We start from the raw sequence: 21487 nt of genomic DNA, 5'->3' as shown, positions 1-21487 counted from the left end.
TATATACGGGAACGATTATTCGGTGATCTCGGTGCGCAGGTATTTCACCAATTCGGCGGCAGACTTAGAGGCCTTTTCTGGCTGCTTCGTCAGCTCCTTGTTGGCTTGCCTCACCAGCTGACGCAGCTTCTGACGTTCCAGACTCGGATGCTGCTCGAGCAGGGCCTGAATCGCCTCATCACCACCGGTTAATAGTTGATCTTTCTGCTTCTCGGCGACGTTCTGTTTCGAGCTCTCGTTGCGGTTCTGGTTAAGCACGTTTTTCAGGTTAGCCTGCAGCTCGTCGATATCGACATTGCGCATCAGCTTGCCCACATAGTGCATCTGGCGGCGATGACCCTCGCTGTTGATACGGATCGTCTTGGCCTTCAAGATGTTGTCGTGCAGCAGCTCATCCAGCTCCAGCTTCTCTAGCTGACTCTTGCTGAGGGCAACCAGTTTCTTACCTAGCTCCTGGTAAATGACCATCTCGCGCTTTATATCGGCTCTACTGACGTAATCATCGTCATGATCGAAGGGCTGTTTAAAGTGTTCTGAGTCGCCAACAATATTCATCATTAAAAAATCTCTGGGGTTCAAGCTATAACTCCCCTAATCATAACATTCCCGGCCAATATCGCCTACGAAACGACTCAGTTATTTAATGTGAAAGCCCGGCGGGTTTGCTATGCTACGGCCACGATTGACAACAAATAGAGTAGATCTGTGCCTTCTCCAAGCATCGAAACCGAATTGAATTCATTGAAAGACGCCGTGTCTATGGCATTGGAATATGCCGCCAAGTTGGGCACCTCGGGGGCCGAAGTGGCCATCAGCAAGCAGCAGGGACTCTCAGTCTCGACGCGCTTGAAAGAGGTTGAGACCGTTGAGTTTAATAAAGATGGTGCGTTGGGGATCACCCTGTTTCGAGACGGTTGCAAGGGGAGCTCGTCGACCTCAGATCTGAGCCCTGAGGCGATTCGCCGTGCCGTGAAGGCCGCCGACGATATCGCCCGCTTCACCTCGGAAGACCCTTTCAATGGCTTGGCCGATGCCGAGCTGATGGCCAAGCAGATCCAAGATCTCGAGCTCTACTATCCCCATGAGACCACACCCGCCGAGCTCGAAGCCCTGGCGGCCAGCGCCGAAACTGCGGCCCTGGATGCCGATGCCCGTATTGTCAACTCCGACGGTGCCAGCGCCAACGCCCATACGGGCGCCAAGGTGTATGGCAACAGCCATGGCTTCCTCAACGGCTATGTCAGTTCGCGCTACAGCCTGAGCTGTGTGGTGATCGGCGAGCAAGATGGCCAGATGCAGCGGGACTACGACTACACTGTGGCCCGTCGCTTCGACGAACTGTGGACGCCAGAGGCTGTGGGCCAGAAGGCAGCCAAGAAGACATTGAGTCGTCTGGGTGCGCGTAAGATAGCCACCACTAAGCTGCCTATTTTGTTCGCACCCGATGTGGCCACCGGCCTCATGGGCCATCTGGTGGGTGCCATCAGCGGCAGCAGCCTGTATCGCAAGTCGAGCTTTTTGCTCGATGCCATAGATACCCAGATCTTCCCAGAGTGGTTTACCATCGCCGAGCAGCCGCACCTCAAGGGGGCGCTAGCCAGCGCCTGTTATGACAGCGAAGGGGTGGCGACCATAGATCGCAACATCATAGATAGCGGCATACTCTCCACCTATCTGTTGACCAGTTATTCGGCGCGCAAGTTAGGGCTGACCAATACGGGTCATGCCGGTGGCATCTATAACTGGACGCTGTCCCATACCGGACAGACCTTCGATGAGCTGGTGAAGAAGATGGGCACAGGCCTGATCGTCACCGAGGTGATGGGCCAGGGGGTTAATGGCGTGACCGGTGACTATTCTCGCGGCGCCGCCGGTTTCTATGTGGAGAATGGCGAGATCCAATATCCGGTGGAAGAGATCACCATAGCCGGTAACCTCAAGGATATGTACCGCAACATAGTGGCGGTGGGCAAGGAGCGGGATTTGCGCTCCTCCATCCGTACCGGCGCCATTCTGCTCGATGAGATGAAGATTGCCGGTAACTAATTCAGGCAATAATGTCCATTTTGCCTGATATTTTTTAGAGACCTTAAAGCGAGCCCGATGGCTCGCTTTTTTGTGCCCCAAACAGTATTGCTATGCCAGAGCCAAAATGTGGCAATCAAGACTTGTATATATGGAAAATCATATATATGATTTTCCGTATGTTTGTTTGAGGAAGCATTGATGGCCGTTGCAATCTTTAAAGCCCTTTCCGATGAGACCCGTCTGCTGAGCCTGTTGCTGATACAGGCCGAGGGGGAGCTGTGCGTGTGCGAGTTGATGGCTGCGCTGGACGAGAGTCAGCCCAAGGTCTCGCGCCATCTGGCGCAGCTACGCAAGGCGGAGCTGCTGAGCGATCGTCGCCAGGGACAGTGGGTGTTCTACCGTATCAATCCTGAGCTACCCGAATGGGCGGGCGAGGTGATCCAAAAGACGCTGGCGGGCAACCCTCAGCTGTTGAGTCAGGCCCAGGCCAGATTGGCCGAGATGGGTCAGCGCCCGGAGCGGGTGCAAGTCTGCTGTAAGGGATAGAGGTATGGGATTATTTGAGCGTTATCTGAGTGTCTGGGTGGGGCTAGCCATAGTGGCGGGCGTCGCCCTGGGTTATCTGCTGCCGGACCAGTTTGCCCTGATCGCCTCGTTCGAGTACGCCAGCGTCAATCTGCTGATCGCCCTGCTGATCTGGGTGATGATCTACCCCATGATGGTGCAGATAGACTTCTCGGCGGTGAAGGATGTGGGCAAGCGTCCCAAGGGACTGGTGCTGACCCTGGTGGTGAACTGGCTGATCAAGCCCTTTACCATGGCACTGCTGGGCTGGCTCTTCTTCCGTGTGCTGTTTGCCTCCTGGGTCGATCCGCAGACCGCCAGCGAGTATATCGCCGGCATGATCTTACTGGGCGTCGCCCCCTGTACCGCCATGGTGTTTGTCTGGAGTCAGCTCACCAGGGGCAATCCTAACTACACACTAGTGCAGGTGTCGGTGAATGACATCATCATGGTGTTTGCCTTTGCCCCCATCTGCGCCTTCCTGCTTGGGGTGAGCGATATTCAAGTGCCCTGGCAGACCCTGCTGATCTCTGTAGTGCTCTATGTGGTGCTGCCTCTGGTGGCAGGCATAGCGACGCGCAGGGCATTGAATAAAAAGGGTCATGCCTCGGGTGTCGAGGCCTTTGTTGCCCGCCTCAAGCCCTGGTCTATCCTAGGCCTGCTGGCCACTGTTGTGCTGCTGTTTGGTCTGCAGGCCAACACCATATTGGCTCAGCCGCAAAACATCTTGCTGATCGCCATTCCCTTGCTGCTGCAGACCTACGGGATCTTCTTCATCGCCTATCTGGCGGCCAAGCGGATGAGGCTAGAGCAGGATGTGGCGGCACCCGCCTGCATGATAGCCACCTCTAATTTCTTCGAACTGGCGGTGGCCGTGGCCATCTCCCTGTTTGGTCTGCACTCGGGGGCAGCCCTGGCGACCGTGGTGGGGGTGCTGGTGGAGGTGCCTGTGATGCTTTCCCTGGTGGCTTTCGTCAATCGGGACAAAACCAATTACCTGCGCGGCTTGGGCAAGACCTAGGCGGCAACCGCGAATCTAACGAATAGGACGATAAGATGACAATCAAAGTGGGAATTAACGGCTTTGGCCGCATGGGACGCCTGGCGCTGCGCGCCGCCTGGGAATGGGACGATATCGAGTTTGTGCAGATCAACGACCCGGCGGGCGACGCCGCCACCCTGGCGCACCTGCTGACCTTCGATTCCATCCATGGCCGCTGGGCCCATGAGGCAGTTGCAGACGGCGATCAGATCGTCATAGGTGACAAGCGTATCAATACTAGCGCTAACCGCGCCATCGGCGACACGGACTGGTCTGGCTGCGATCTGGTGATCGAAGCCTCAGGGGTGATGAAGTCTAAGGTGCTGCTGCAGGCCTATCTGGATCAAGGAGTGAAGCGCGTGGTGGTGACCGCGCCGGTAAAGGAAGAGGGCGTACTCAACATCGTCATGGGGGTTAACCATCAGCTGTATGACAAGAATAAACATCCTATCGTCACGGCGGCCTCTTGCACCACCAACTGTCTGGCCCCCGTGGTGAAGGTGTTGCATGAACAGATAGGCATCAAGCATGGCTCCATGACCACCATTCACGACATCACCAATACCCAGACCATCTTAGATGCGCCCCATAAGGATCTGCGCCGGGCCCGCGCCTGCGGTCAGTCGCTGATCCCGACCACTACGGGCTCGGCCACCGCCATCACCCATATCTTCCCCGAGCTGAAGGGCAAGTTAAACGGTCATGCGGTGCGTGTGCCCCTGGCCAATGCTTCCATAACAGACTGTGTGTTCGAGATGCAACGCCCTGTGACTGAACAGGAGGTCAACGCCCTGTTTAAGGCGGCCGCCGAAGGTGAGCTTAAAGATATTCTTGGCTACGAGGAGCGCCCGTTGGTGTCGGTGGACTACAAGACAGATCCCCGCTCCAGCATAGTCGATGCCCTGTCGACCATGGTGATCAACGACACTCAGCTCAAGCTCTATGTCTGGTACGACAACGAGTGGGGCTATGCCAACCGCACCGCCGAGTTGGCGCGCATGGTCGGCCGCATGGATAAGGCCTAAATGATGCTTGCCAGCCTGCGCGCCCTGCCGAGCGAGATGCGCCAGTATCTGCTGGTGACGGGCAACTACTGGGCCTTCACCCTCACAGATGGCGCGCTGCGCATGCTGGTGGTGCTGCACTTTCATCAGCTTGGCTACTCGCCGCTGTCGATCGCCATGCTGTTCCTCTTCTACGAGATCTTCGGCGTGGTGACCAATCTGGTGGGCGGCTATCTGGGGGCGCGCCTCGGACTTAATCGCACCATGAATATCGGCCTCGGGCTGCAGGTGGTGGCGCTGGCCATGCTCTTGGTGCCCAGCAGCTGGCTTGTCGTGCCCTGGGTGATGGCGGCCCAGGCGCTATCGGGGATCGCTAAAGATCTCAATAAGATGAGCGCCAAGAGCAGCGTGAAGATGCTGGTGGCCAAGGGGGAAGAGGGCAGGCTGTACAAGTATATCGCCGTGCTGACCGGCTCCAAAAATGCCCTCAAGGGGGCGGGCTTCTTCCTCGGCGGCGCCCTGCTGGCGATGCTGGGGTTCAAGGGGGCGATCGGCCTGATGGCGGCCCTGCTGGCTATCGTCTGGCTGGTGAGCATCATCAAGCTCAAGCAAGATCTCGGCAAGGCCAAGAACAAGCCTAAGTTTACCGAGCTGTTTTCCAAGAGCCGGGCGATCAACATACTCTCGGCGGCGCGCATGTGCCTGTTTGCCGCTCGCGATGTCTGGTTTGTGGTGGCCCTGCCCGTCTATCTCGCCAGCCAATTTGGCTGGGACCACTATCAGGTAGGCGGCTTCCTGGCGCTGTGGATCATCGGCTATGGCGCGGTGCAGAGCCTGGCCCCCAGGGTCACGGGCAAGGCCAGCGGTCAGGTGCCCGACGGGCGCAGCGCCATGTGGTGGGCCGGGGCGCTGACCCTGATCCCCGCACTGATCGCCTATTTGATGAATAGTGAGTTGGCCGCCCAGGCGCCCGAGTTCAATCTCGGCGTGTTGCTGCTCGGCCTAATGCTGTTTGGCGCCGTGTTTGCGGTCAACTCCTCCCTGCACAGTTACCTGATTGTCAGCTATGCCAGCGACGATGGTGTTTCCCTGGATGTGGGTTTCTATTACATGGCCAATGCCATGGGGCGCCTGCTGGGGACGATCCTTTCGGGCTGGGTGTATCAGGCCTATGGGCTGGCCGCCTGCCTATGGAGCTCGACGGCGCTGCTCGGGCTGACGGCGCTGATTAGTGTGGGACTGCCGAGGCGCTAGCCTTTAAATAAAGGCTGATTGCTTTGGGCGGGGGGAGTATTCTAGCGACAATGGGAAGTGTTGAAGAATTAATATGGCAGGATTTAGATTCACTGTGCAATAAAATCAAAAGAATTTTGGTGTAGTGATTCTAGGTGCAACAGGATATGCTGAGTAATATCAATCTGAATTTCATAGGGATTTGTATGACAGATTTAGAGAAAATCAAGATATTAACCCGGGGCGAGAGAGGCGTCGTTGCCGGAGTGTGCGCTGGGTTGGCCGACTATTTCGGCTGGCGAGTCAACGGACTGCGGGTCGCTTTTGTCCTTAGCAGCCTATTCTTCTTCCTACCTATGCTCGTCTATCTGGTGTGCTGGTTAGTGTTGCCTAAATACCCCACAACCCAGGCGATGCGGCGTCAGTTGCAGCGAAAGGCTAGCCAAGCCCGGTGACTGGTGGCGACAGCACCTATCAGTATTGATTCTGGCTTACTCCACTTAGCCGTTCTACTTCCTTCTTAGTTTAAAAATCTTAGTCTCAGGGGCGAGAGGTTGAGGTGGGAGCTGCCGTCGGCCTATCCAACAAGAGTGCAAGAGAATTAAGGTGTTTTTGCGTCTCATTATTGATCGCAACGGGCATTATGCAGCATCTAAGTCGTGTAATATATGGGTCATGTAGATGAGCCCCACGGTGTGCTTGTCGGTTTCGCTTGGCGAGATAGATTAAACAGCGCCGCAGCTGGCTAACCATCGATTCTGCGGTCAGCACTACCCATGGAGAGAGACGTAAGTACTCACAGGAGATAATCTAGGGATGTACGGTATATTACTCACGTTACATATTTTGGCGGCGACCATCTGGACGGGTGGGCATATAGTGCTTTCGGTGGTAGTGCTGCCCCGTGTACTTAAAGAGAAATCTCCTCAGCGCCTGTTGGAGTTTGAGTCCGTCTACGAAAAGATCGGCATGCCAGCTTTGGTTATTCAGATCATAACCGGCTTGATGTTAGCGTATCGGCTACTGCCAGATGTTAGCCTGTGGTTTGATATGTCGGTTCCCTTGGCTCACGGCATAGCGGCGAAATTAACCTTACTCGGTTTAACTTTCCTCTTGGCATTAGATGCCAGATTCAGAGTTATCCCCAAGCTTTCACCATCAAACCTGACCGATATGGCGCTTCATATTATTCCGGTAACGCTATTTTCAATCATGTTTGTATTGGTGGGGGTCTCCTTCAAGCTGGGTGGCTTGGCCTACCTGGTCTCTTAATTCGGTGCGACGGGCTCATCAGGCTTGTGCTTGCAGATGGGGGGCGAGCTGATAGCCCTTATATTTCGGCCGTTTCAATCCATTTGATAAACTTAGACAATTACACTGGCGTGGGCTTACCTGATCTCAATCGCTTGCCATGTTTCATATCTCACAGGCCATCCAGGGCATTGCCCATTTCTTGAACAAGTCTCTTTGTTTCAATTTGTTAACAATCGCTGCTTTCATTTTGAACGCTTTTCGTTGTACTCTGGGATGCAATCAACAAAGCGTGGCGTAGATCACCAAAAAAACGATAAAAACGACGAGGTTTGAATGGAAGTTATTACTGAATTTGTCAGTACGATCAACGGGTTCGTATGGGGTACTCCCATGCTCGTGATGATCTTAGGCGTAGGACTCTTTCTTTCCGTTGGTTTGCGGTTGATGCCGATCCTCAAGCTGGGCACCGGCTTTAAGCTGCTCTGGTCCGGACGTATTCCCGACAAGGATAAGCAGATGAAGGGGGAGATCAGCCCTTTCAATGCCTTGATGACCTCGCTGTCAGCCACTATAGGTACGGGTAACATCGCCGGGGTGGCGACTGCCATCTTTATTGGCGGCCCGGGTGCCCTGTTCTGGATGTGGTGTACTGCCTTAGTCGGCATGGCGACCAAGTTCTCCGAGGCCGTGTTGGCGGTGAAGTACCGTGAAGTAGACGATAACGGCAACCATATCGGCGGCCCTATGTACTACATCAAGAATGGTCTGGGCAGTAAATGGGCCTGGCTGGGTACAGCCTTCGCCCTGTTTGGATCCTTCGCCGGTTTCGGCATCGGCAACACGGTACAGGCCAATTCTGTGGCCGACGCCCTGAGCAGTAACTTCGGCGTGCCCACTTGGGTGACGGGTTTGGTGCTCATGGTGTTGGTAGGCGCCGTGCTGATGGGCGGTATCAAGCGTATCGCGGATGTGGCGGGTAAGCTGGTGCCCCTGATGACGGTATTCTATATTGCGGCAGGTCTGTCGGTGATCGTGGTCAACTTCGCCGATATTCCCGATGCCATCGCCCTTATCGTCCACAGCGCCTTCAATCCTGTGGCGGCACAGGGCGGTTTTGCCGGGGCGGCAGTGTGGGCGGCAGTGCGTTTCGGTGTGGCTCGCGGCGTCTTCTCTAACGAGGCCGGGCTGGGTAGTGCGCCCATTGCTCACGCGGCGGCCCAGACTAATAACCCTGTGGCTCAGGGCCTAGTAGCCATGCTAGGCACCTTCATCGATACCCTGGTGGTGTGTACCATTACCGGTCTGGCGATCGTAGTCTCTGGCGCATGGACCTCGGGTGAGAACGGCGCGGCGTTGACCTCTTATGCCTTCTCTCATGCTCTGCCTATGGGTAACTATATCGTGGCCATCGCCCTCTCTGTCTTTGCCTTCACCACCATCCTGGGTTGGAGCGTCTATAGTGAGAAGTGCGTGCAGTACCTGTTTGGTGTGCGTGCGGTAAAACCCTTTAGAGCCATCTGGGTTGTGGTGGTGCCGCTAGGGGCCGTCAGCTCCCTCGATTTCATCTGGCTGCTGGCCGATACCCTGAATGCCATGATGGCGATTCCTAACCTGATCGCCCTGGCGTTGCTTAGCCCTGTGGTCTTTGGGTTGACCCGTGAGTACTTCATCAAGAAGCGTCAGCAGGAAGCGGAAGCTAGTAATTAAGTCTCATGGTATGAGATGAAAAAGCGCCCTCGGGCGCTTTTTTTGTGCCACTTACTGTGTGCTACTAACAATGCTAGTCGAGGCGCTTGTTGAAGCGCAGCGAGGCCACCAGGATGCCGACCAGAGTGAAACCGATTAACCAGAGGGCATCGAATTGCATGTCGCTCAGGGTACCACCGCGCAGCACTATGGCACGAATGATACGCATGAAGTGGGTGGCAGGCAGCAGCTCGGCAATCCATTGGGCAGGCTTAGGCATGGCCTCGAAGGGAAACATAAAGCCCGATAACAAGATAGTGGGCAGTATGACGAAGATGGTCATCTGCATCGCCTGCAGCTGGGTCTTGGCGATAGTGGAGATGATCAACCCCAGGGTGAGGCTGGCTGCGATAAAGAGTAGGGTGCCCATCAACAGCTGGGTGATGGCGCCATTGATGGGGACATCGAAGATAAGATGGCCCAGCCCGAGGATAATGGTCATCTGCACCAGCCCCACCAGGATGTAGGGGACTATCTTACCCAGCATCAGCTCCAACGGCTTGATGGGCGTGGTGATCAGCAGTTCCAGGTTGCCACGTTCCCGCTCTCGCACTATGGCCGCCGAGGTAAAGAGGATCATTGTCATGGTGAGGATCACCGCAATCAGCCCTGGCACTATGTTGACCGCCGAGCGCTGTTCAGGATTGTAGAAGAGGGCGACCTCGAAGGTGGGCTTTTTCTGGGTGTCTTGCCTGGTGAGCTGATCCAGCGGCATGTTTCTCAGCTGGCTGATGGCCGAGGCGATCATGGTATCTGAGCCGTCGACTACCCATTGGCCCAGGGTTTCGCCGTGGGCCAGCTTCTCGGTGAGGTTGGGCGGTAAGATCAGCGCCGCGCGTACCTCGCCTCGGGTAATGGCTGCCTCGGCCTCCTCGGCGCTGGCGTAGTGCTTCTCTATGCTGACTACCTGTGTCACCTTGACGGCCTCGACTATCCAGCGCCCGGCGGCTGAGTGGCTCTGATCTACCACCACCACGGGCACGTTGCGCACGTCGGTATTGATGGCATAGCCAAATAGCAGCAGCTGGATCAGGGGGATCATCACCACCATGCCGAAGGTGATGCGATCCCGCTTGAGCTGACGGATCTCCTTGGTGGTGATCGACTTTATTCGCCTCAGGCTAGCCAGTAACATCTTCTGCCTCCCGAGACGCCTCGAGCCCCTTGCCGGTGACGGAAACGAAGAGATCTTCCAGGTTGGGGGCGACCTGAGTCAGTTGCGGTGGCGTCAGTTGGCCTGCCACGGCGCGACTCTTTTCCAGTAGCCAGGGGATGGGGGCGTCTATCTTTTTGTCGACCAGAACCCGCAGGCGATCGCCTAGCTGGGCGGCGGAGGGGATCTCGCTGAACTGGCCCAGGTGAGATTTTAGTTGGCGCAGTCTGTGGCCGGCTATCTCGATGACATGCAGCGGCATCGCCTCGAGTAGTGCCTGAGGATTGCCCTTGGCACGAATATGGCCGCTTTCCATGATCGCCAGTTGGTGGCAGCGCTGGGCTTCATCCATGTAGTGGGTGGTGACTAATATGCTGGTGCCGCGATCGGAGAGATCGAACAGCTGCTCCCAGAAGTCACGGCGGTTCTGGGGATCTACCGCCGAGGTGGGTTCGTCGAGAAACAGCAGCTCGGGCTCGTTGATACAGGCGCAGGCCAGCCCCAGGCGCTGTTTCTGTCCGCCGCTGAGGGTGCCCGCGAGCTGCTGGCGCTGGGCGTCGAGATGATAGGTGGCCGTCAGCTCATCTATCTTGCGTTTACTCTCCCTGACGCCCAAGCCATAGATGTCGGCGATAAACTGCAGGTTCTCTCTGACGCTTAGGTCTTCGTAGAGGGAAAACTTCTGGGTCATATAGCCGATGTGCCGCCTCAGCGCCTCGGCCTGTTGGGGGATGGCCATGCCCAGCACATTGATCTCGCCCCGTGTTGGGGTCAATAGGCCGGTGAGCATGCGTATGGTGGTGGACTTGCCGCAGCCATTGGGGCCGAGAAAGCCGTAGATGTGGCCCTTCTGCACCTGTAGATCCAGCTCGGCCACCGCTCGTAGTTTGCCAAACTGCTTATCGACGCCGCGGGCATCTATGGCTAGCTCCGCATTTGACGGCATCAGGGCAGCTCCACCTGGGCGGGGATCCCCGTGGGCAGACTCTGGGCCGTGTCGTCGAGCTCGAACTCCGCCAGATAGACGAGGCGAGACCTGTCCTGCTGATTCAGGGCGTAGTAGGGGGTGAAGGCCGGTTCCTTGCTGAGCCAGCGGAGTGTGCCGTTAAAGGGTTGCTTCTGACCGTCGACATGCACCTTGAGCTGCATCCCTATGGCGAGCTTGGCCATGGCGGGGGCGGGAATATAGACCCTGGCATAGGCGGCCTTGTCGGCCTGAATCGCCACTACTACGGCGTTGGCGGGCACCCGCTCGCCCAGATTAAAGGGCAGGCTGTCGAGGCGGCCGCTGCGGGTCGCCGTAATGCTGAGGTCATCCAGCAGTTGCCGCGCCAGATCCAGCTCGGCCGCGGCGGCATCCAGAGCCGCCTGGGCCTGCTGAATATCTTCCTGGCGCACGCCGACGATCAACTTGCTCAGGGCCTCATTAGCGGCGTTGTGTTCGGCTATGGTCTGATCCCGGCTGGCGACAGCCTGATCCAGCTCCTGCTGACTCACCAGATTCTGGCGTTTGAGCTTGTCGATGCGCCGATAGGTCTTCTCCGCCTGAACCATGGCGGCGGTGGCACGCTCCAGATTAGCCTGGGCGCTGGCGATATCCTCTGGGCGTTCGCCATTGGTGAGCCTGAGCAGATAGGCCTGGGCCTTCTGCCACTGGGCCTGGGCGTTGGCAACTCGTGCCGCCTGTTTGCGGGTGTCGAACTGTAGCAGCAAGTCGCCTTCGGTGACCTGGCTGCCTTCGCGTTTAGGTAAGGCCGTGATGATCTCTGAGGTGGTGGCGCGCAGGAGTACCCGGTCACGCTCCAGCGTACCTAGTGCCTGGGGAGGTTCGGCGCCCTGACAGCCGCTAAGCAGCAGGAGCAGTGGGGCGAGAAGGCGTAAGGATTTGCTCAGCGTCATGATGACCTCTTGCAGACGAACTGCTTGGAAGAATTATGACTATCAACAAGTTATGTGCTGAATTTAATCTTACACCAATTTAACCTGGGTAGAAGGGGAATCTTTGACCCTTGCGTTTGAGGGGTCGTCTCTTGGAGTGCCTCCTACTGGCGGTATTTGACTTGGCGCCTGTGTTGCAGCTCGCAGGTGTACTTAGGTTTATTAGCGCCTGAACTGGTGCTCTAGTGTCATCGAATCAGGCTGGTCGAGTCATGTTTTGACCGAATAATCTGCACTATTTTTCGTTATTTAGAACAATGCCGGACTCTGTGATGGCTGACTCAAGTGAGTGCAGACCGATTGTCATAACCTAAAGAAACCCTAGTCTAGGCCCTTTCTTTTCTTCTGCTGCGATGCTCGACTTTAGTCAGGCAGTGCGTTGAAAACCGCCAATCTTGTTAACATTGTTTTGACTTGAGAGCCTGAGTTTGGGGATTCGTTTGGGCATCTTTTGCTAGAAACTATACTTTCAGCCTCTAAAGCGTAAATCGCTTGTGTCTACTCCCACCTCACTTTAGAGCCCTGCACCTCAGCCAAATTTTTCTAATGACAAATGAGGGTTCGGTTTTATCTTTATGTTTATAAACGATTTTATATGAGTTGTTCGTACTGTCCTATAGCTGTGACTCTTGACTCTTGCTTTCAGCATCTATTGGCAAATGGCATTTTTTACATTTGCTTATCATTCATTAAATAAATCTTATCCACTTTGTTATCGAGATCACATCCTGTTGCAAAACGTTCACATCTGTCCCCCTGATCTTCACCGCAATGTGAGGTCGCTCTCATTAAGTCGAGAAAAGAAAAAATAGAGTAAAGACTCTAATTTAGAGTAATTGCTCTATAAATTGTTCAGGATAGCGTCGTTTTAGACCTCAACCTGAATCAAATTAACTCAGGAGGCGTTATGGACATACCTGTCTGGCAATATGTTGTTTCGATGAGCGGATACATAGTGTTCTTGCTCGTGTTGGTGGAAGGCATGCGCCGTACACCTCGTTTAACCGCAGCATTTTGGCTGTTGTCATTGCTTACCGCGCCCTTATGGGCCGATAACCTCGACGGCTGGTTCCGTTGGGCGAAAACCGTGAGTGTTCTCATCCCCACTGCTATCGTGGTGGGTGGCGCTCGAATTGCTTATCTCTATTACGACAACCCTAACAGGGTATTGGCGTTTTTCAGGGGAGACTGGGTACTCAAGGTCTTGTATGCCGTACTCTTCCTCAACATTGCCGAGGCGACGGCTAAAGACTTTGCCACCGCAAACTACTTCAATGCGATCTGTGGCGTGATTCTTTGTATCACGATTCCTTTCCCTCGCTATAAGAATGGTCAACGCATGTATTGGGTGATAGGTCGAGACAAGCCCAATGATCTCTTGTTCTATTCGACTGCGGCATGGAACTTCCTCTACACCACCTGGAACCTGGCCTTTGTGTTTGGCGAGAACCCAGGCTACTTCGCCAGCTCCTTCTGTATCTTAATGGCGGCGGAGCTGTACCCCATCATCAAGGGGCGTCCCGAGCTCTACATCATCGCCCGAGTGTACACCTTAGCCTTCCACATCTTGGTACGTGCCAATGCCGACATCTTCACGCCAGTAATGGACTCGTCCAGCTGGGCCAACGACACAGTGCTGTGGGCGTGGGGCGCGATCAACCTGGCGATGCACGTTCCGTTTGCCATCTGGTACTTCAATAAGCAACGCACTAGCCCAACAGGTGAGCCGCCGACCGGGGACAACGAGCCGCCGATGCTTAATGAGTACTACAAAGACACGCCGGAAAAACAGCAACGACTAACCACGGCTTAAGACCTTAGGGCGCCGCTAGGTGGCGCCCCTCATCTAAGCATCACGATTGAGAGAGTGAAATTATGAAACTCAGGGTGAAACAGATAATCAGCACTATGTTTGCCATGTTATTGCTGCTTTGTAGCACAGTAACTCATGCAGACGATTCCTTAGATGCGACATCGCATCTGGATAATATTCAGGGGCAGGTTTGGCAGGGAACACGGGATGGCAAGCCAGGCGAGGGCAGCCTGTTCTATCGTCTCGAATTTGGCAGTGACGACACGGTTGAGGTCACTAAGCAGTCGGGTGGCTTTAACCATAGCGAGATTCAACACTGGGCATTGTCGGGTCATGAGCTGACAATCACCAGTCAGCCTGGAGATTTGATCACCGACTTTGACGGCGCGCAGATCAGCTTCGTCGAAGCGGAAACCATGCGCTTTAGTCTGGATGGAGACGGCTTTAACATTCACAAGTGGTATCAAAACCGCGCCTTCGGTCATGTGTTTTTGGTGCTGATTGGTTTGATGCTGCTTAACGAGCTGTGTCGCCGCTTTAAATACAGCAATTATCTGCTGTGGTTCATTCTTCCCATCGTATTGATTCCATTGTGGTCTAGCTATGGTGTGACCTATTGGTTCAAGTGGGTCAAGCTCTATTCTGTGGTGGGCGCCGCGGCGTTATTTACCCTGATCCGCTTTACCAAGATAGGGGATATGAAGTGGGCCAAGTTTGGTGCTGCCGCTTTCCTCGCTATCAACATTTCCGAAGCCGTCATGCAGGACTTTAGCATGGGTAACCTGGCTAACATCCTCAACGCCATTGGCGGCGTGTTGTCCATCATCACGTTGGCGGGCTGGGCGCAGATCTTCGCCGACAAGTCTAAGCAGCAAGATATGATCTGGCCGGCAATGACCACCTTCTGGATTATTGCCTACGACGTTTGGAATATCGTCTTCGTCTACCTCAACTTCCCGGGGTCTGCAACGGCTCAGATGATGGTGCTGATCGCCGCGACGCTACCGGCCCTGTTCATCAAGAAAGGAACCTGGTTGCAAGCCCGTGCCTTCACGCTGGCTGGATCCTTTATGTACTACTTCAGTTGCCCATTTATGTATGAAAGCAATGTGGTGCCTATGCCACGTAACGATGAGCTTATGCTCGCCGCCGGTGCAGCAAGCTTTGTGATCAACAGTGCATATGCCTATGTCTTCTTCACCGGTAAGTGGAAGCGCCGTCAGGCATTGGCTGCGGCAAGTTAACCGCCGCAATACGACAAGTGATTTAAACCGATTTTTAAAACAAATAGATCAAATGATGACGATGGAGTCAATTATGAAAAAGCATCTTTTAAGTGTTGCTGTGGTGGCGTCAATGGCTTGTGGTTTCAATGCGATGGCGGCAGATGATGCCGACATCGATATGTCTAACCCAACGGATGTGTATACCTCACTGGGAGCGTCTTATGGCAGCGAAGGTGCCAACTTTAAGGCGCAATTGATGTTGTCGGAAAAGACGGCGACCTCGGGACAGAAGACAGGGGTGATCTTCGAGGCGAAAAACATCTTCAATGAGGGGGATAAGACACAGCAATTTACCGGCATGGTGGCCCATCCCGAATACGGCATGATCCCCACCTTTAACGATGAAACCAGCAAGCGATCGTACCGGATGCGTTACGGAACTATCAATACCACAAATGGTACAGGCTGGTCGGTCGATGCCATCCTGGCGGATCATCCCTTCTACGGCAATATGGCCGTGATTCAGGCAGGCCCTGTGATGACGATTCCTGTGACCGACAGTTTCTACATCTGGCCGATTCTCTATGCCGGCGCCGTGGTGGTTGAAGACAACATGTCGCAGATCTTGCCGCCTGACATGGCTGCTAGCACAGCCGTGTCCAGCAGTGGTATCGACGTCCCTTCACTGATTTTGACCGGTATGGTTTACGCCCGTTATGCCTTTAACGAGCACTGGTGGACCTTGGTGAGCGCCTCTTATACCGATGAAATTCAAGGTAAAGGCTGGAGTGATGACATCATGGATGGTGGATTACAGATGGCCAGTTTCAATGGAGAGATCTCGGTGGCTTATCAGATGAACAAGCGTCAGAACATTCGTGTGAACTATAAGACAGACAATAGTGATAGCACAGATGACAGCTACTGGATCGAGTATAACCACGCATTCTAGCTGGTGCCCTTTGCACTAGCGTTTTGCTCCCCAGTTCGGCGCTAGTGCCTTTTTAATTGTGTCGTGTGCGGCTGGTCTGCAATGGCTTAGGCAACCGCCATGACTTGGATATCGACGGAGTGACAAATGAATAAACATAGCTTGTTATTGGCCGGAGCACTGTTACTGAGTACCACATCTGTGTCGGCTGTCGAGGTTGCAGGTATCGATGTCGCCGAGACCATGACCTCTCAAGAGCAGGTGCTACAGCTCAATGGTGCGGGTGTTCGCAGCAAGTTCTTCATGGATCTGTATGTGGGGTCCTTGTATACGGTCTCCCAGACAGAGCAGGCAGCCATGGTGCTTGATGGCGAACAGATTGCCGCGATTCGGCTCAATATTACCTCTGGCATGATCACCTCTGAGAAGATGACGGAGGCGATGCATGATGGATTCGAGCGGGCGACCGACGGCGACACCAGTGCCATTGCCGAGAGCATCACCTCCTTTATCGCGACCTTTGCCGAGCCGATTAAAGAGGGGGATCAATTTACCCTGGTGAGTGTGCCCGGTACCGGCATTGTCAGCTATAAAAATGGTCAGCAGTTGTCTGTGACCAGTGGTGAGGATTTTCGTAAGGCCGTGCTGGCGATCTGGTTGGGTGATAACCCAACCGATAAGGGTCTTAAGAAAGAGATGTTAAAGGGGTAAGTCTTGAGTCGGCCTGTTGCGGCTATCATGTGATGCTCCATCAGACGTGGCTCGGCTCGTGATGAGGCTGAGCCGCGGCGATGAGCCACTCCTGTTCACCCGGTGGTTGCAATAGGGCATCATGTGAATTGGCAACAGGCTGACTTATTTCTCACCTCGAGTCGTTTGCAGGCAGGAGATCTAAGCCTATGACCCCACTCGCTATCTGGCATCAGTTGTTTTTCCCCAAGCATCATCATTGGAATAATGATCAGGTTCGTTTGGTCGAAACCCTGCTTTTCTTCACCCTGTTATGCCTGTTTACCGGGCTATATAGCCTGATCAAATGGGCACAGCAGCCCCATAGCTTGCTGATGATCACCTCGATGATCTTTATCTCTGTCGAGGTAATGGCGGCGGCGACGGTTCGTTTTCTACGCCAGATAAATCTGGCGTTAAATCTGGGCTTCTTTGGCATGGTGTTGCACGCCCTCAACGTCATCTATCAGGGCGGAGGGATCCTTGCCTCGAGTCAAAGCCTCTGGGTTGCCGTGTTGATTATCGCCTTCTATCTGACCGCCAATTTAACCATGGCGACTGTGTGGAGTCTTATCGTCATCGGCCTATCGGCTGTCATGGTGCAGTTAGGCTTGCAGCAGCAGATAGTGGTGACCATAGCGCTGTCTGAGACGGGGGAGGCGGTCGAGGCCTGGAGTGGCATGATACTTCCTCTGGTCGTGATCGTGGTGGCGCAAGGCTATAGTTGCGCCGCCCGGCATAGGGCCAACCAGGCCCAGGCCGAAGCACAGCAGAGTGTGCAATCGAGCGCCGCTAAGGCGCAGGCAGGCGAGCAGCGCCTTGGACAGGTGTTGACTCAGGCGAGTGAGGATGCCTCGGCGCTGTCCTGTGTTGCCTCTGCGCTAGACGTCCAAGCCTCGGATCTTCACCGGCAGGTGACTCAGCTTAATGTGAATTGTGACTCTCAGGCCAGTGCGGCAGAGCAGATGAGTCAACAGGTGTCGCAGATGGCCCAAGACATGCGGCAATCAGAGCAGTTTATGACAGAGCTGAGGGAGCGCTGCCAATCTATCGATCGCCGGGCGACCGATAGCGCCCAATCCTTAGAGGCGTCGACCAGTGCCATCGCGGCGATACTAAGAAGCAACCAGGAAATCGTCTCGGTCGCCGACCTCATTACGTCTGTGGCGGAACAGACTAATCTACTCGCACTCAATGCGGCAATTGAGGCGGCCAGGGCCGGCGAATATGGACGAGGCTTTGCCGTGGTTGCCGAGCAAGTCAGAGAGCTTTCGGCCAAGAGCGATCAGTCTGCGGTCGAGATACGTCAGCTGCTGGGAAGCAGTCGTGACGAGGTGTTACAAGGACAGAAGGTGATAGCGCAGAGCACGGAGGAGCTGACGCAGATTATCGAACAGGTGGCCAGTGTTGTTCACGACGTTAATCAAATGGCGGTGTTAATGGCCCAGCAAGGAGAGGCGCTGACGCAACTCAATAGCGCCAGCTGTGAAGTGGCATCCAGCGTGGTGGATACCAATCAGGTGTCTGAGTCGGTGGCGCTCGCTGGGGAGCAGCTGACCAAGCGAGTCGAGCAGTTGCAGGCGTTGGCAAATAGCCTAACTAAGGTGGTACGTTGCCAAGCGAGCTGACCTAATCAGGGTAGGCGTTACCTACCCTTATCTCTGGGTTTCAGTAGAAATCACCACCCATGGCGCGTTTGAGGGCTGCCTCTTCGAGTAACTCTTCCAGGCGACGTTTGACTTCCCGCCTGTGTTGCAGCTCACAGGCGGCCTTAGGGTTTTTGGGTGCTGTGATCGCTTCGATTTCAGCATCGTTCGGAATAACATCGAGTAACTGAGCCATAGTGAAATCCTCGTCAAATAAAGTGCTTGAGCACTCATTTGGTGCTACTTAGCACTGAGCCGCTTTAACATAAAGTTAACTGGGTCAAAGCGTTAGCTAGTATAGCGTCCTAAGGCCTGAGCACATTAGCGAGCGCTAATGAGAAAAATAGCAGGGGATTTTCGATTTTTGTTTGATCGAGTTAACACAATTGTATTTGTCGGTTTTGTGGACAAACTCTGTGTGGTTCGGTGGACGGATGGATTTTAAGTTGCGGTTTTTAAATGAAATAATTTCAGGACAATAGTGAGTTGCCGGCTAATTTAGCGGCAACTCATTTAAATTTAGATCACAAATCGAAACTATAGCTGTAGCCAACGACCACTTTCGGATCGTCACCCTCGAGGTCGGTATCGCTGACCAGGAAGGAGATGGTACCGAAGTCGGTTTCCTTATCCAGAGAGAGTGAGTAGTCGGCATAGTGGTCGGTATCGAACCAGGCATTGACGACGTCGCCGCTGGAGTAGCCATAGTGAGCCGAGATAGACAGGGTCTCAGACAGTGGGAAGCTGACACCGGCGTCGATATAGCTAAGATCTTTCTCATCGAAGGGATCCGCTGCCACGTCGCTATCGGCATTGACCACCTGTGAATAGGCGATGCTGAACCATTTCCAGCTTAGGGCCAGAGTCACTTCACCGAAGTCTATGCTCGAATCGCTATCTGGGTAGGCGTAGTAGAGGTAGCTGATGTCATAACCAAACTCTTCCCCTATGCTGCCAGCGTAGCCGCCGTAGAAGTCGATCTCATAGCTGGTGTCGTCGCCGAAATCCACATTGGACGCCCAGGTTCCGAGGTAGAGGCCGCTGTCGTGTTCGAAGTCTATGCCGCCTTGAACCGCGGGCGCGTCTCCCGTCTGCGTGGCACCGCGCCACAAGTAGTTGGAGGTCGCGCCTATGTTGCCCGTGACACTAGCGCTGGCGGGTAATGCAACCATCAAGGTGCCCGCGAGTAGGCTTAGGGTTCGCAATGCTTGTTTCATACTCATTCCTTCTTATTGGTCTATGGGAGCGGCCCTGGCTGTTGTTATGAGTATTGTCAGGCCGCGTACAAGCTATAGCGAAGAGCGTGCCAAATATTTATCTGTTATATTTCAGTTGGTTATTTTGCTTGCGTTAGAAAGAAGCAAGGGTTTGACTAAAAATGAGGCAGAGGATGCACTAAGAGAGGGCATAAAAAAACCTCCATGGAGGAGGTTTTTCGACGGATTAAATACCGATTTAGTTTACGCTGTCTTTTAGCGTCTTACCGGCTTTAAACTTAGGTACTACAGCCGCTGGGATCTGAATTTCTTTGCCCGTTTGTGGGTTGCGGCCTGTACGTGCTGCACGGCTAGTGGTCTCGAAAGAACCAAAACCTACAATAGAGATTTTCTCGCCGTTCTTCATCGCTTCCGCTACCGTCTCTTCGAAAGACTTTAAGGCGCGAGCAGCTTCAGCTTTAGTGAGTTCAGCGTTCTCCGCTATTTTTGCAACAAGTTCAGTTTTATTCATTTGGATAGTCTCTTCTTTCCGTAGATTTAGTAATACCAATTACATTAGATACTTGCAATTGCTGAACTTAACATGCCACAAGCATCCCTATATTGAAAGCGGTTTTATGCGTCGAAAGGGTGCTTTCAGTCAAATTCAGTAAAAATTTACCCTTGAGGTAGCAGAAAACGCCCCGGTTTTGACTGGATTGGTACAAAGGCCTGTCAGATAAGGCCTGGGGAGGTGACAGGCTATAAACCTCCCCGTGGGAAGAGTTAGGCCTTGTTCTTGTCGCTGGCTTGCGCTGCCTGTGGCAGGTATTGTTTCAGCCCCTTAGAGAATGCCATATACCACTGAAAACTCAGTAATACGATGACTACTAGGGCGATGGCCCAGATAGGCAGCTCCTGACCGCGTACCACCACCTTAACGTCTTCCGGGGTGATCTGGTAGGCGATAACCGCCGTGGCACCCAGCGCCGTGAATCCTAGGGTCTGTATGCCGATATAGATCTTAAGCACTAGGCTCGCCCAGCTAGTGCGGGCGATGAGGCCGATGAGCACGGGGAGTACACCCAGGGTAAAGAGATCTAGGGTCTGGCTGTCCAGGGCGCGCCAGCCGGCGAGAATGGCAATAAGGATATAGAAAGCGATCAGTAGCAGTATGCTCGGACTTGGTCGGTTCATCTTGGCTCTTGGGTGAATGATTTGCCCCGCAGTGTAGAAAAATGGCGCAACTTAGTCCAATGCTTTACCTCTATGTCCAGTGCTTTGTCTAAATTGCTATGGCCATACTGCCAGCAGGCCCGACTTAGGGTAAGATGTGGCCTCCGCCTGGTCAGGTGTTTTGGCGAGTGTAACGCCCGCTGCCCGGTTGGAGTCGAACAGTAATTCAATCCATCAGAGTCAACTACTTAGGTTACTCTAAAAGTTAAGCCGCTTCCGGCGCGAGAAGAACATGAACGAGAATGAATTTTGGCAGTTAGTTACCCGCAGCAAGCCTGAACAAGATCAGGAGAGCCTGGCGGCGGAGCTGAAGGCGAAACTGAATGAACTTGACAACCAAGACTTGGCGGCTTTCGATAAGTTCTTCTCGCAGCAGATGCGCCGATCTTACCTCTGGTCACTGTGGGGCGCCGCCTACATAGTGACGGGCTGTGATAGCGAATATGGCTTTGCCGAGTTTCGTGCCTTTCTGATCTCCTTGGGACAGGAGTGGTTCGAGCGAGTGCTACTCGACCCCGATGCCTTGGCTGAGCTGCCCGCCTGGCCTGAGAAGGATGGTTATGCCTATCCCTTCGTGGAGGATTACGATCTGATCGCGGGACAGATCTATGAAGATCGCACCGGCGAGGAGCTACCCTTTGTGCCGTCTGGACAGGCGACGCCTCAGGGTAAGAAGTTCTCGCACAAGAAAAAACAGCTGAAGGCGACTTACCCTCAGCTGTTTCAGTTGTTTCCTTTCTAGCGACCT

At 54.2% G+C, this 21487-nt stretch carries 22 protein-coding genes; 14 read left to right on the top strand and 8 right to left on the bottom strand.

The annotated features are described in order from the left end of the window. Positions 1 to 15: 15 nt before the first annotated feature. Positions 16 to 555, bottom strand: coding sequence for a ribosome biogenesis factor YjgA (yjgA, locus tag GNT65_RS11300; RefSeq protein ID WP_160796412.1), 540 nt, complete (start codon positions 553 to 555; stop codon positions 16 to 18). Between the two features lie 150 nt (positions 556 to 705). Between yjgA and pmbA the strand changes: the two genes are divergently transcribed. The 8 genes from pmbA (at position 706) to GNT65_RS11260 (ending at position 8832) form a co-directional block, all read left to right on the top strand. Next, positions 706 to 2046: a metalloprotease PmbA gene (pmbA, locus tag GNT65_RS11295; protein WP_160796268.1), complete on the top strand. Its 1341-nt coding sequence runs from the start codon at positions 706 to 708 to the stop codon at positions 2044 to 2046. 177 nt (positions 2047 to 2223) lie between these two features. Next, positions 2224 to 2574 carry a metalloregulator ArsR/SmtB family transcription factor gene (locus GNT65_RS11290; protein WP_420853517.1) on the top strand — a complete coding sequence of 117 codons (351 nt, stop codon included), beginning with the start codon at positions 2224 to 2226 and terminating at the stop codon, positions 2572 to 2574. Positions 2575 to 2578: 4 nt separating this feature from the next. Continuing rightward, positions 2579 to 3613 carry an ACR3 family arsenite efflux transporter gene (arsB, locus tag GNT65_RS11285; RefSeq protein WP_160796264.1) on the top strand — a complete coding sequence of 345 codons (1035 nt, stop codon included), beginning with the start codon at positions 2579 to 2581 and terminating at the stop codon, positions 3611 to 3613. Between the two features lie 35 nt (positions 3614 to 3648). Further along, positions 3649 to 4659, top strand: a complete 1011-nt coding sequence (locus GNT65_RS11280; RefSeq protein WP_160796262.1) for an ArsJ-associated glyceraldehyde-3-phosphate dehydrogenase — start codon at positions 3649 to 3651, stop codon at positions 4657 to 4659. A gap of 3 nt (positions 4660 to 4662) precedes the next feature. Next, positions 4663 to 5892, top strand: coding sequence for an organoarsenical effux MFS transporter ArsJ (gene arsJ / locus GNT65_RS11275; protein ID WP_219822468.1), 1230 nt, complete (start codon positions 4663 to 4665; stop codon positions 5890 to 5892). Positions 5893 to 6077: 185 nt separating this feature from the next. Further along, positions 6078 to 6326 (top strand): PspC domain-containing protein, encoded by a 249-nt coding sequence (locus GNT65_RS11270; protein ID WP_160796258.1) that lies wholly within the window; start codon positions 6078 to 6080, stop codon positions 6324 to 6326. A gap of 361 nt (positions 6327 to 6687) precedes the next feature. Further along, complete coding sequence (locus GNT65_RS11265) at positions 6688 to 7143, top strand: CopD family protein (protein WP_160796256.1); 456 nt, start codon at positions 6688 to 6690, stop codon at positions 7141 to 7143. A 315-nt stretch (positions 7144 to 7458) separates the two neighbouring features. Next, a complete protein-coding gene (locus GNT65_RS11260) occupies positions 7459 to 8832 on the top strand; it encodes an alanine/glycine:cation symporter family protein (protein ID WP_160796254.1) in 1374 nt (457 codons plus the stop codon). Between the two features lie 73 nt (positions 8833 to 8905). Here GNT65_RS11260 and GNT65_RS11255 read toward each other — a convergent pair whose 3' ends face one another. The 3 genes from GNT65_RS11255 to GNT65_RS11245 are packed head-to-tail and all read right to left on the bottom strand — an operon-like array spanning position 8906 to position 11923. Further along, a complete protein-coding gene (locus GNT65_RS11255; RefSeq protein ID WP_160796252.1) occupies positions 8906 to 10006 on the bottom strand; it encodes an ABC transporter permease in 1101 nt (366 codons plus the stop codon). Further along, the gene (locus GNT65_RS11250) at positions 9993 to 10970 is read right to left on the bottom strand and encodes an ABC transporter ATP-binding protein (protein WP_160796250.1); all 978 of its coding nucleotides are present in this window, start codon (positions 10968 to 10970) and stop codon (positions 9993 to 9995) included. The genes GNT65_RS11255 and GNT65_RS11250 overlap by 14 nt, the downstream gene beginning before the upstream one ends. Continuing rightward, complete coding sequence (locus tag GNT65_RS11245) at positions 10970 to 11923, bottom strand: HlyD family secretion protein (protein ID WP_160796248.1); 954 nt, start codon at positions 11921 to 11923, stop codon at positions 10970 to 10972. Before GNT65_RS11245 ends, GNT65_RS11250 begins: the two co-directional genes overlap by 1 nt. A gap of 946 nt (positions 11924 to 12869) precedes the next feature. Here GNT65_RS11245 and GNT65_RS11240 point away from each other — a divergent pair. From GNT65_RS11240 to GNT65_RS11220, 5 genes are all read left to right on the top strand, one after another. Then, a complete protein-coding gene (locus tag GNT65_RS11240) occupies positions 12870 to 13775 on the top strand; it encodes a hypothetical protein (RefSeq protein ID WP_160796246.1) in 906 nt (301 codons plus the stop codon). 62 nt (positions 13776 to 13837) lie between these two features. Beyond that, a complete protein-coding gene (locus tag GNT65_RS11235; RefSeq protein WP_181006248.1) occupies positions 13838 to 15019 on the top strand; it encodes a DUF5692 family protein in 1182 nt (393 codons plus the stop codon). A 73-nt stretch (positions 15020 to 15092) separates the two neighbouring features. Then, a complete protein-coding gene (locus tag GNT65_RS11230; protein WP_160796244.1) occupies positions 15093 to 15953 on the top strand; it encodes a hypothetical protein in 861 nt (286 codons plus the stop codon). A gap of 126 nt (positions 15954 to 16079) precedes the next feature. After that, a complete protein-coding gene (locus tag GNT65_RS11225) occupies positions 16080 to 16643 on the top strand; it encodes a chalcone isomerase family protein (protein ID WP_160796243.1) in 564 nt (187 codons plus the stop codon). 188 nt (positions 16644 to 16831) lie between these two features. Next, positions 16832 to 18289 carry a methyl-accepting chemotaxis protein gene (locus GNT65_RS11220; RefSeq protein WP_160796241.1) on the top strand — a complete coding sequence of 486 codons (1458 nt, stop codon included), beginning with the start codon at positions 16832 to 16834 and terminating at the stop codon, positions 18287 to 18289. A gap of 40 nt (positions 18290 to 18329) precedes the next feature. Here the strand turns inward: GNT65_RS11220 and GNT65_RS20535 are convergent, their stop codons facing one another. The 4 genes from GNT65_RS20535 to GNT65_RS11205 all read right to left on the bottom strand — a co-directional run bounded on the left by GNT65_RS20535 (position 18330) and on the right by GNT65_RS11205 (position 20700). Beyond that, complete coding sequence (locus GNT65_RS20535) at positions 18330 to 18503, bottom strand: hypothetical protein (RefSeq protein WP_011864234.1); 174 nt, start codon at positions 18501 to 18503, stop codon at positions 18330 to 18332. 328 nt (positions 18504 to 18831) lie between these two features. After that, positions 18832 to 19524: a TorF family putative porin gene (locus GNT65_RS11215; RefSeq protein WP_160796239.1), complete on the bottom strand. Its 693-nt coding sequence runs from the start codon at positions 19522 to 19524 to the stop codon at positions 18832 to 18834. A gap of 238 nt (positions 19525 to 19762) precedes the next feature. Further along, the gene (locus GNT65_RS11210; protein ID WP_160796237.1) at positions 19763 to 20035 is read right to left on the bottom strand and encodes an HU family DNA-binding protein; all 273 of its coding nucleotides are present in this window, start codon (positions 20033 to 20035) and stop codon (positions 19763 to 19765) included. Between the two features lie 254 nt (positions 20036 to 20289). Then, positions 20290 to 20700 (bottom strand): hypothetical protein, encoded by a 411-nt coding sequence (locus GNT65_RS11205; protein ID WP_160796235.1) that lies wholly within the window; start codon positions 20698 to 20700, stop codon positions 20290 to 20292. A 271-nt stretch (positions 20701 to 20971) separates the two neighbouring features. On the opposite strand from GNT65_RS11205, the gene GNT65_RS11200 reads away from it, so the two are divergent. Beyond that, entirely contained in the window at positions 20972 to 21481 is a 510-nt protein-coding gene (locus GNT65_RS11200; RefSeq protein ID WP_160796233.1) for a DUF4240 domain-containing protein, read from the top strand. The last annotated feature ends 6 nt before the right edge of the window (positions 21482 to 21487 follow it).

Source organism: Shewanella insulae (assembly GCF_009831655.1).
Taxonomy (GTDB): Bacteria; Pseudomonadota; Gammaproteobacteria; order Enterobacterales; family Shewanellaceae; genus Shewanella; species Shewanella insulae.
This window is presented reverse-complemented; position numbering and strand designations above follow the sequence as displayed.

Excerpts from the sequence above, each read along its gene's own strand:
- yjgA (WP_160796412.1), bottom strand. The coding sequence starts at position 555 with ATGAATATTGTTGGCGACTCAGAACACTTTAAACAGCCCTTCGATCAT.
- arsB (WP_160796264.1), top strand. The coding sequence starts at position 2,579 with ATGGGATTATTTGAGCGTTATCTGAGTGTCTGGGTGGGGCTAGCCATA.
- GNT65_RS11280 (WP_160796262.1), top strand. The coding sequence starts at position 3,649 with ATGACAATCAAAGTGGGAATTAACGGCTTTGGCCGCATGGGACGCCTG.
- arsJ (WP_219822468.1), top strand. The coding sequence starts at position 4,663 with ATGCTTGCCAGCCTGCGCGCCCTGCCGAGCGAGATGCGCCAGTATCTG.
- GNT65_RS11270 (WP_160796258.1), top strand. The coding sequence starts at position 6,078 with ATGACAGATTTAGAGAAAATCAAGATATTAACCCGGGGCGAGAGAGGC.
- GNT65_RS11265 (WP_160796256.1), top strand. The coding sequence starts at position 6,688 with ATGTACGGTATATTACTCACGTTACATATTTTGGCGGCGACCATCTGG.
- GNT65_RS11260 (WP_160796254.1), top strand. The coding sequence starts at position 7,459 with ATGGAAGTTATTACTGAATTTGTCAGTACGATCAACGGGTTCGTATGG.
- GNT65_RS11255 (WP_160796252.1), bottom strand. The coding sequence starts at position 10,006 with ATGTTACTGGCTAGCCTGAGGCGAATAAAGTCGATCACCACCAAGGAG.
- GNT65_RS11250 (WP_160796250.1), bottom strand. The coding sequence starts at position 10,970 with ATGCCGTCAAATGCGGAGCTAGCCATAGATGCCCGCGGCGTCGATAAG.
- GNT65_RS11245 (WP_160796248.1), bottom strand. The coding sequence starts at position 11,923 with ATGACGCTGAGCAAATCCTTACGCCTTCTCGCCCCACTGCTCCTGCTG.
- GNT65_RS11240 (WP_160796246.1), top strand. The coding sequence starts at position 12,870 with ATGGACATACCTGTCTGGCAATATGTTGTTTCGATGAGCGGATACATA.
- GNT65_RS11235 (WP_181006248.1), top strand. The coding sequence starts at position 13,838 with ATGAAACTCAGGGTGAAACAGATAATCAGCACTATGTTTGCCATGTTA.
- GNT65_RS11230 (WP_160796244.1), top strand. The coding sequence starts at position 15,093 with ATGAAAAAGCATCTTTTAAGTGTTGCTGTGGTGGCGTCAATGGCTTGT.
- GNT65_RS11225 (WP_160796243.1), top strand. The coding sequence starts at position 16,080 with ATGAATAAACATAGCTTGTTATTGGCCGGAGCACTGTTACTGAGTACC.
- GNT65_RS11220 (WP_160796241.1), top strand. The coding sequence starts at position 16,832 with ATGACCCCACTCGCTATCTGGCATCAGTTGTTTTTCCCCAAGCATCAT.
- GNT65_RS20535 (WP_011864234.1), bottom strand. The coding sequence starts at position 18,503 with ATGGCTCAGTTACTCGATGTTATTCCGAACGATGCTGAAATCGAAGCG.
- GNT65_RS11215 (WP_160796239.1), bottom strand. The coding sequence starts at position 19,524 with ATGAAACAAGCATTGCGAACCCTAAGCCTACTCGCGGGCACCTTGATG.
- GNT65_RS11210 (WP_160796237.1), bottom strand. The coding sequence starts at position 20,035 with ATGAATAAAACTGAACTTGTTGCAAAAATAGCGGAGAACGCTGAACTC.
- GNT65_RS11205 (WP_160796235.1), bottom strand. The coding sequence starts at position 20,700 with ATGAACCGACCAAGTCCGAGCATACTGCTACTGATCGCTTTCTATATC.
- GNT65_RS11200 (WP_160796233.1), top strand. The coding sequence starts at position 20,972 with ATGAACGAGAATGAATTTTGGCAGTTAGTTACCCGCAGCAAGCCTGAA.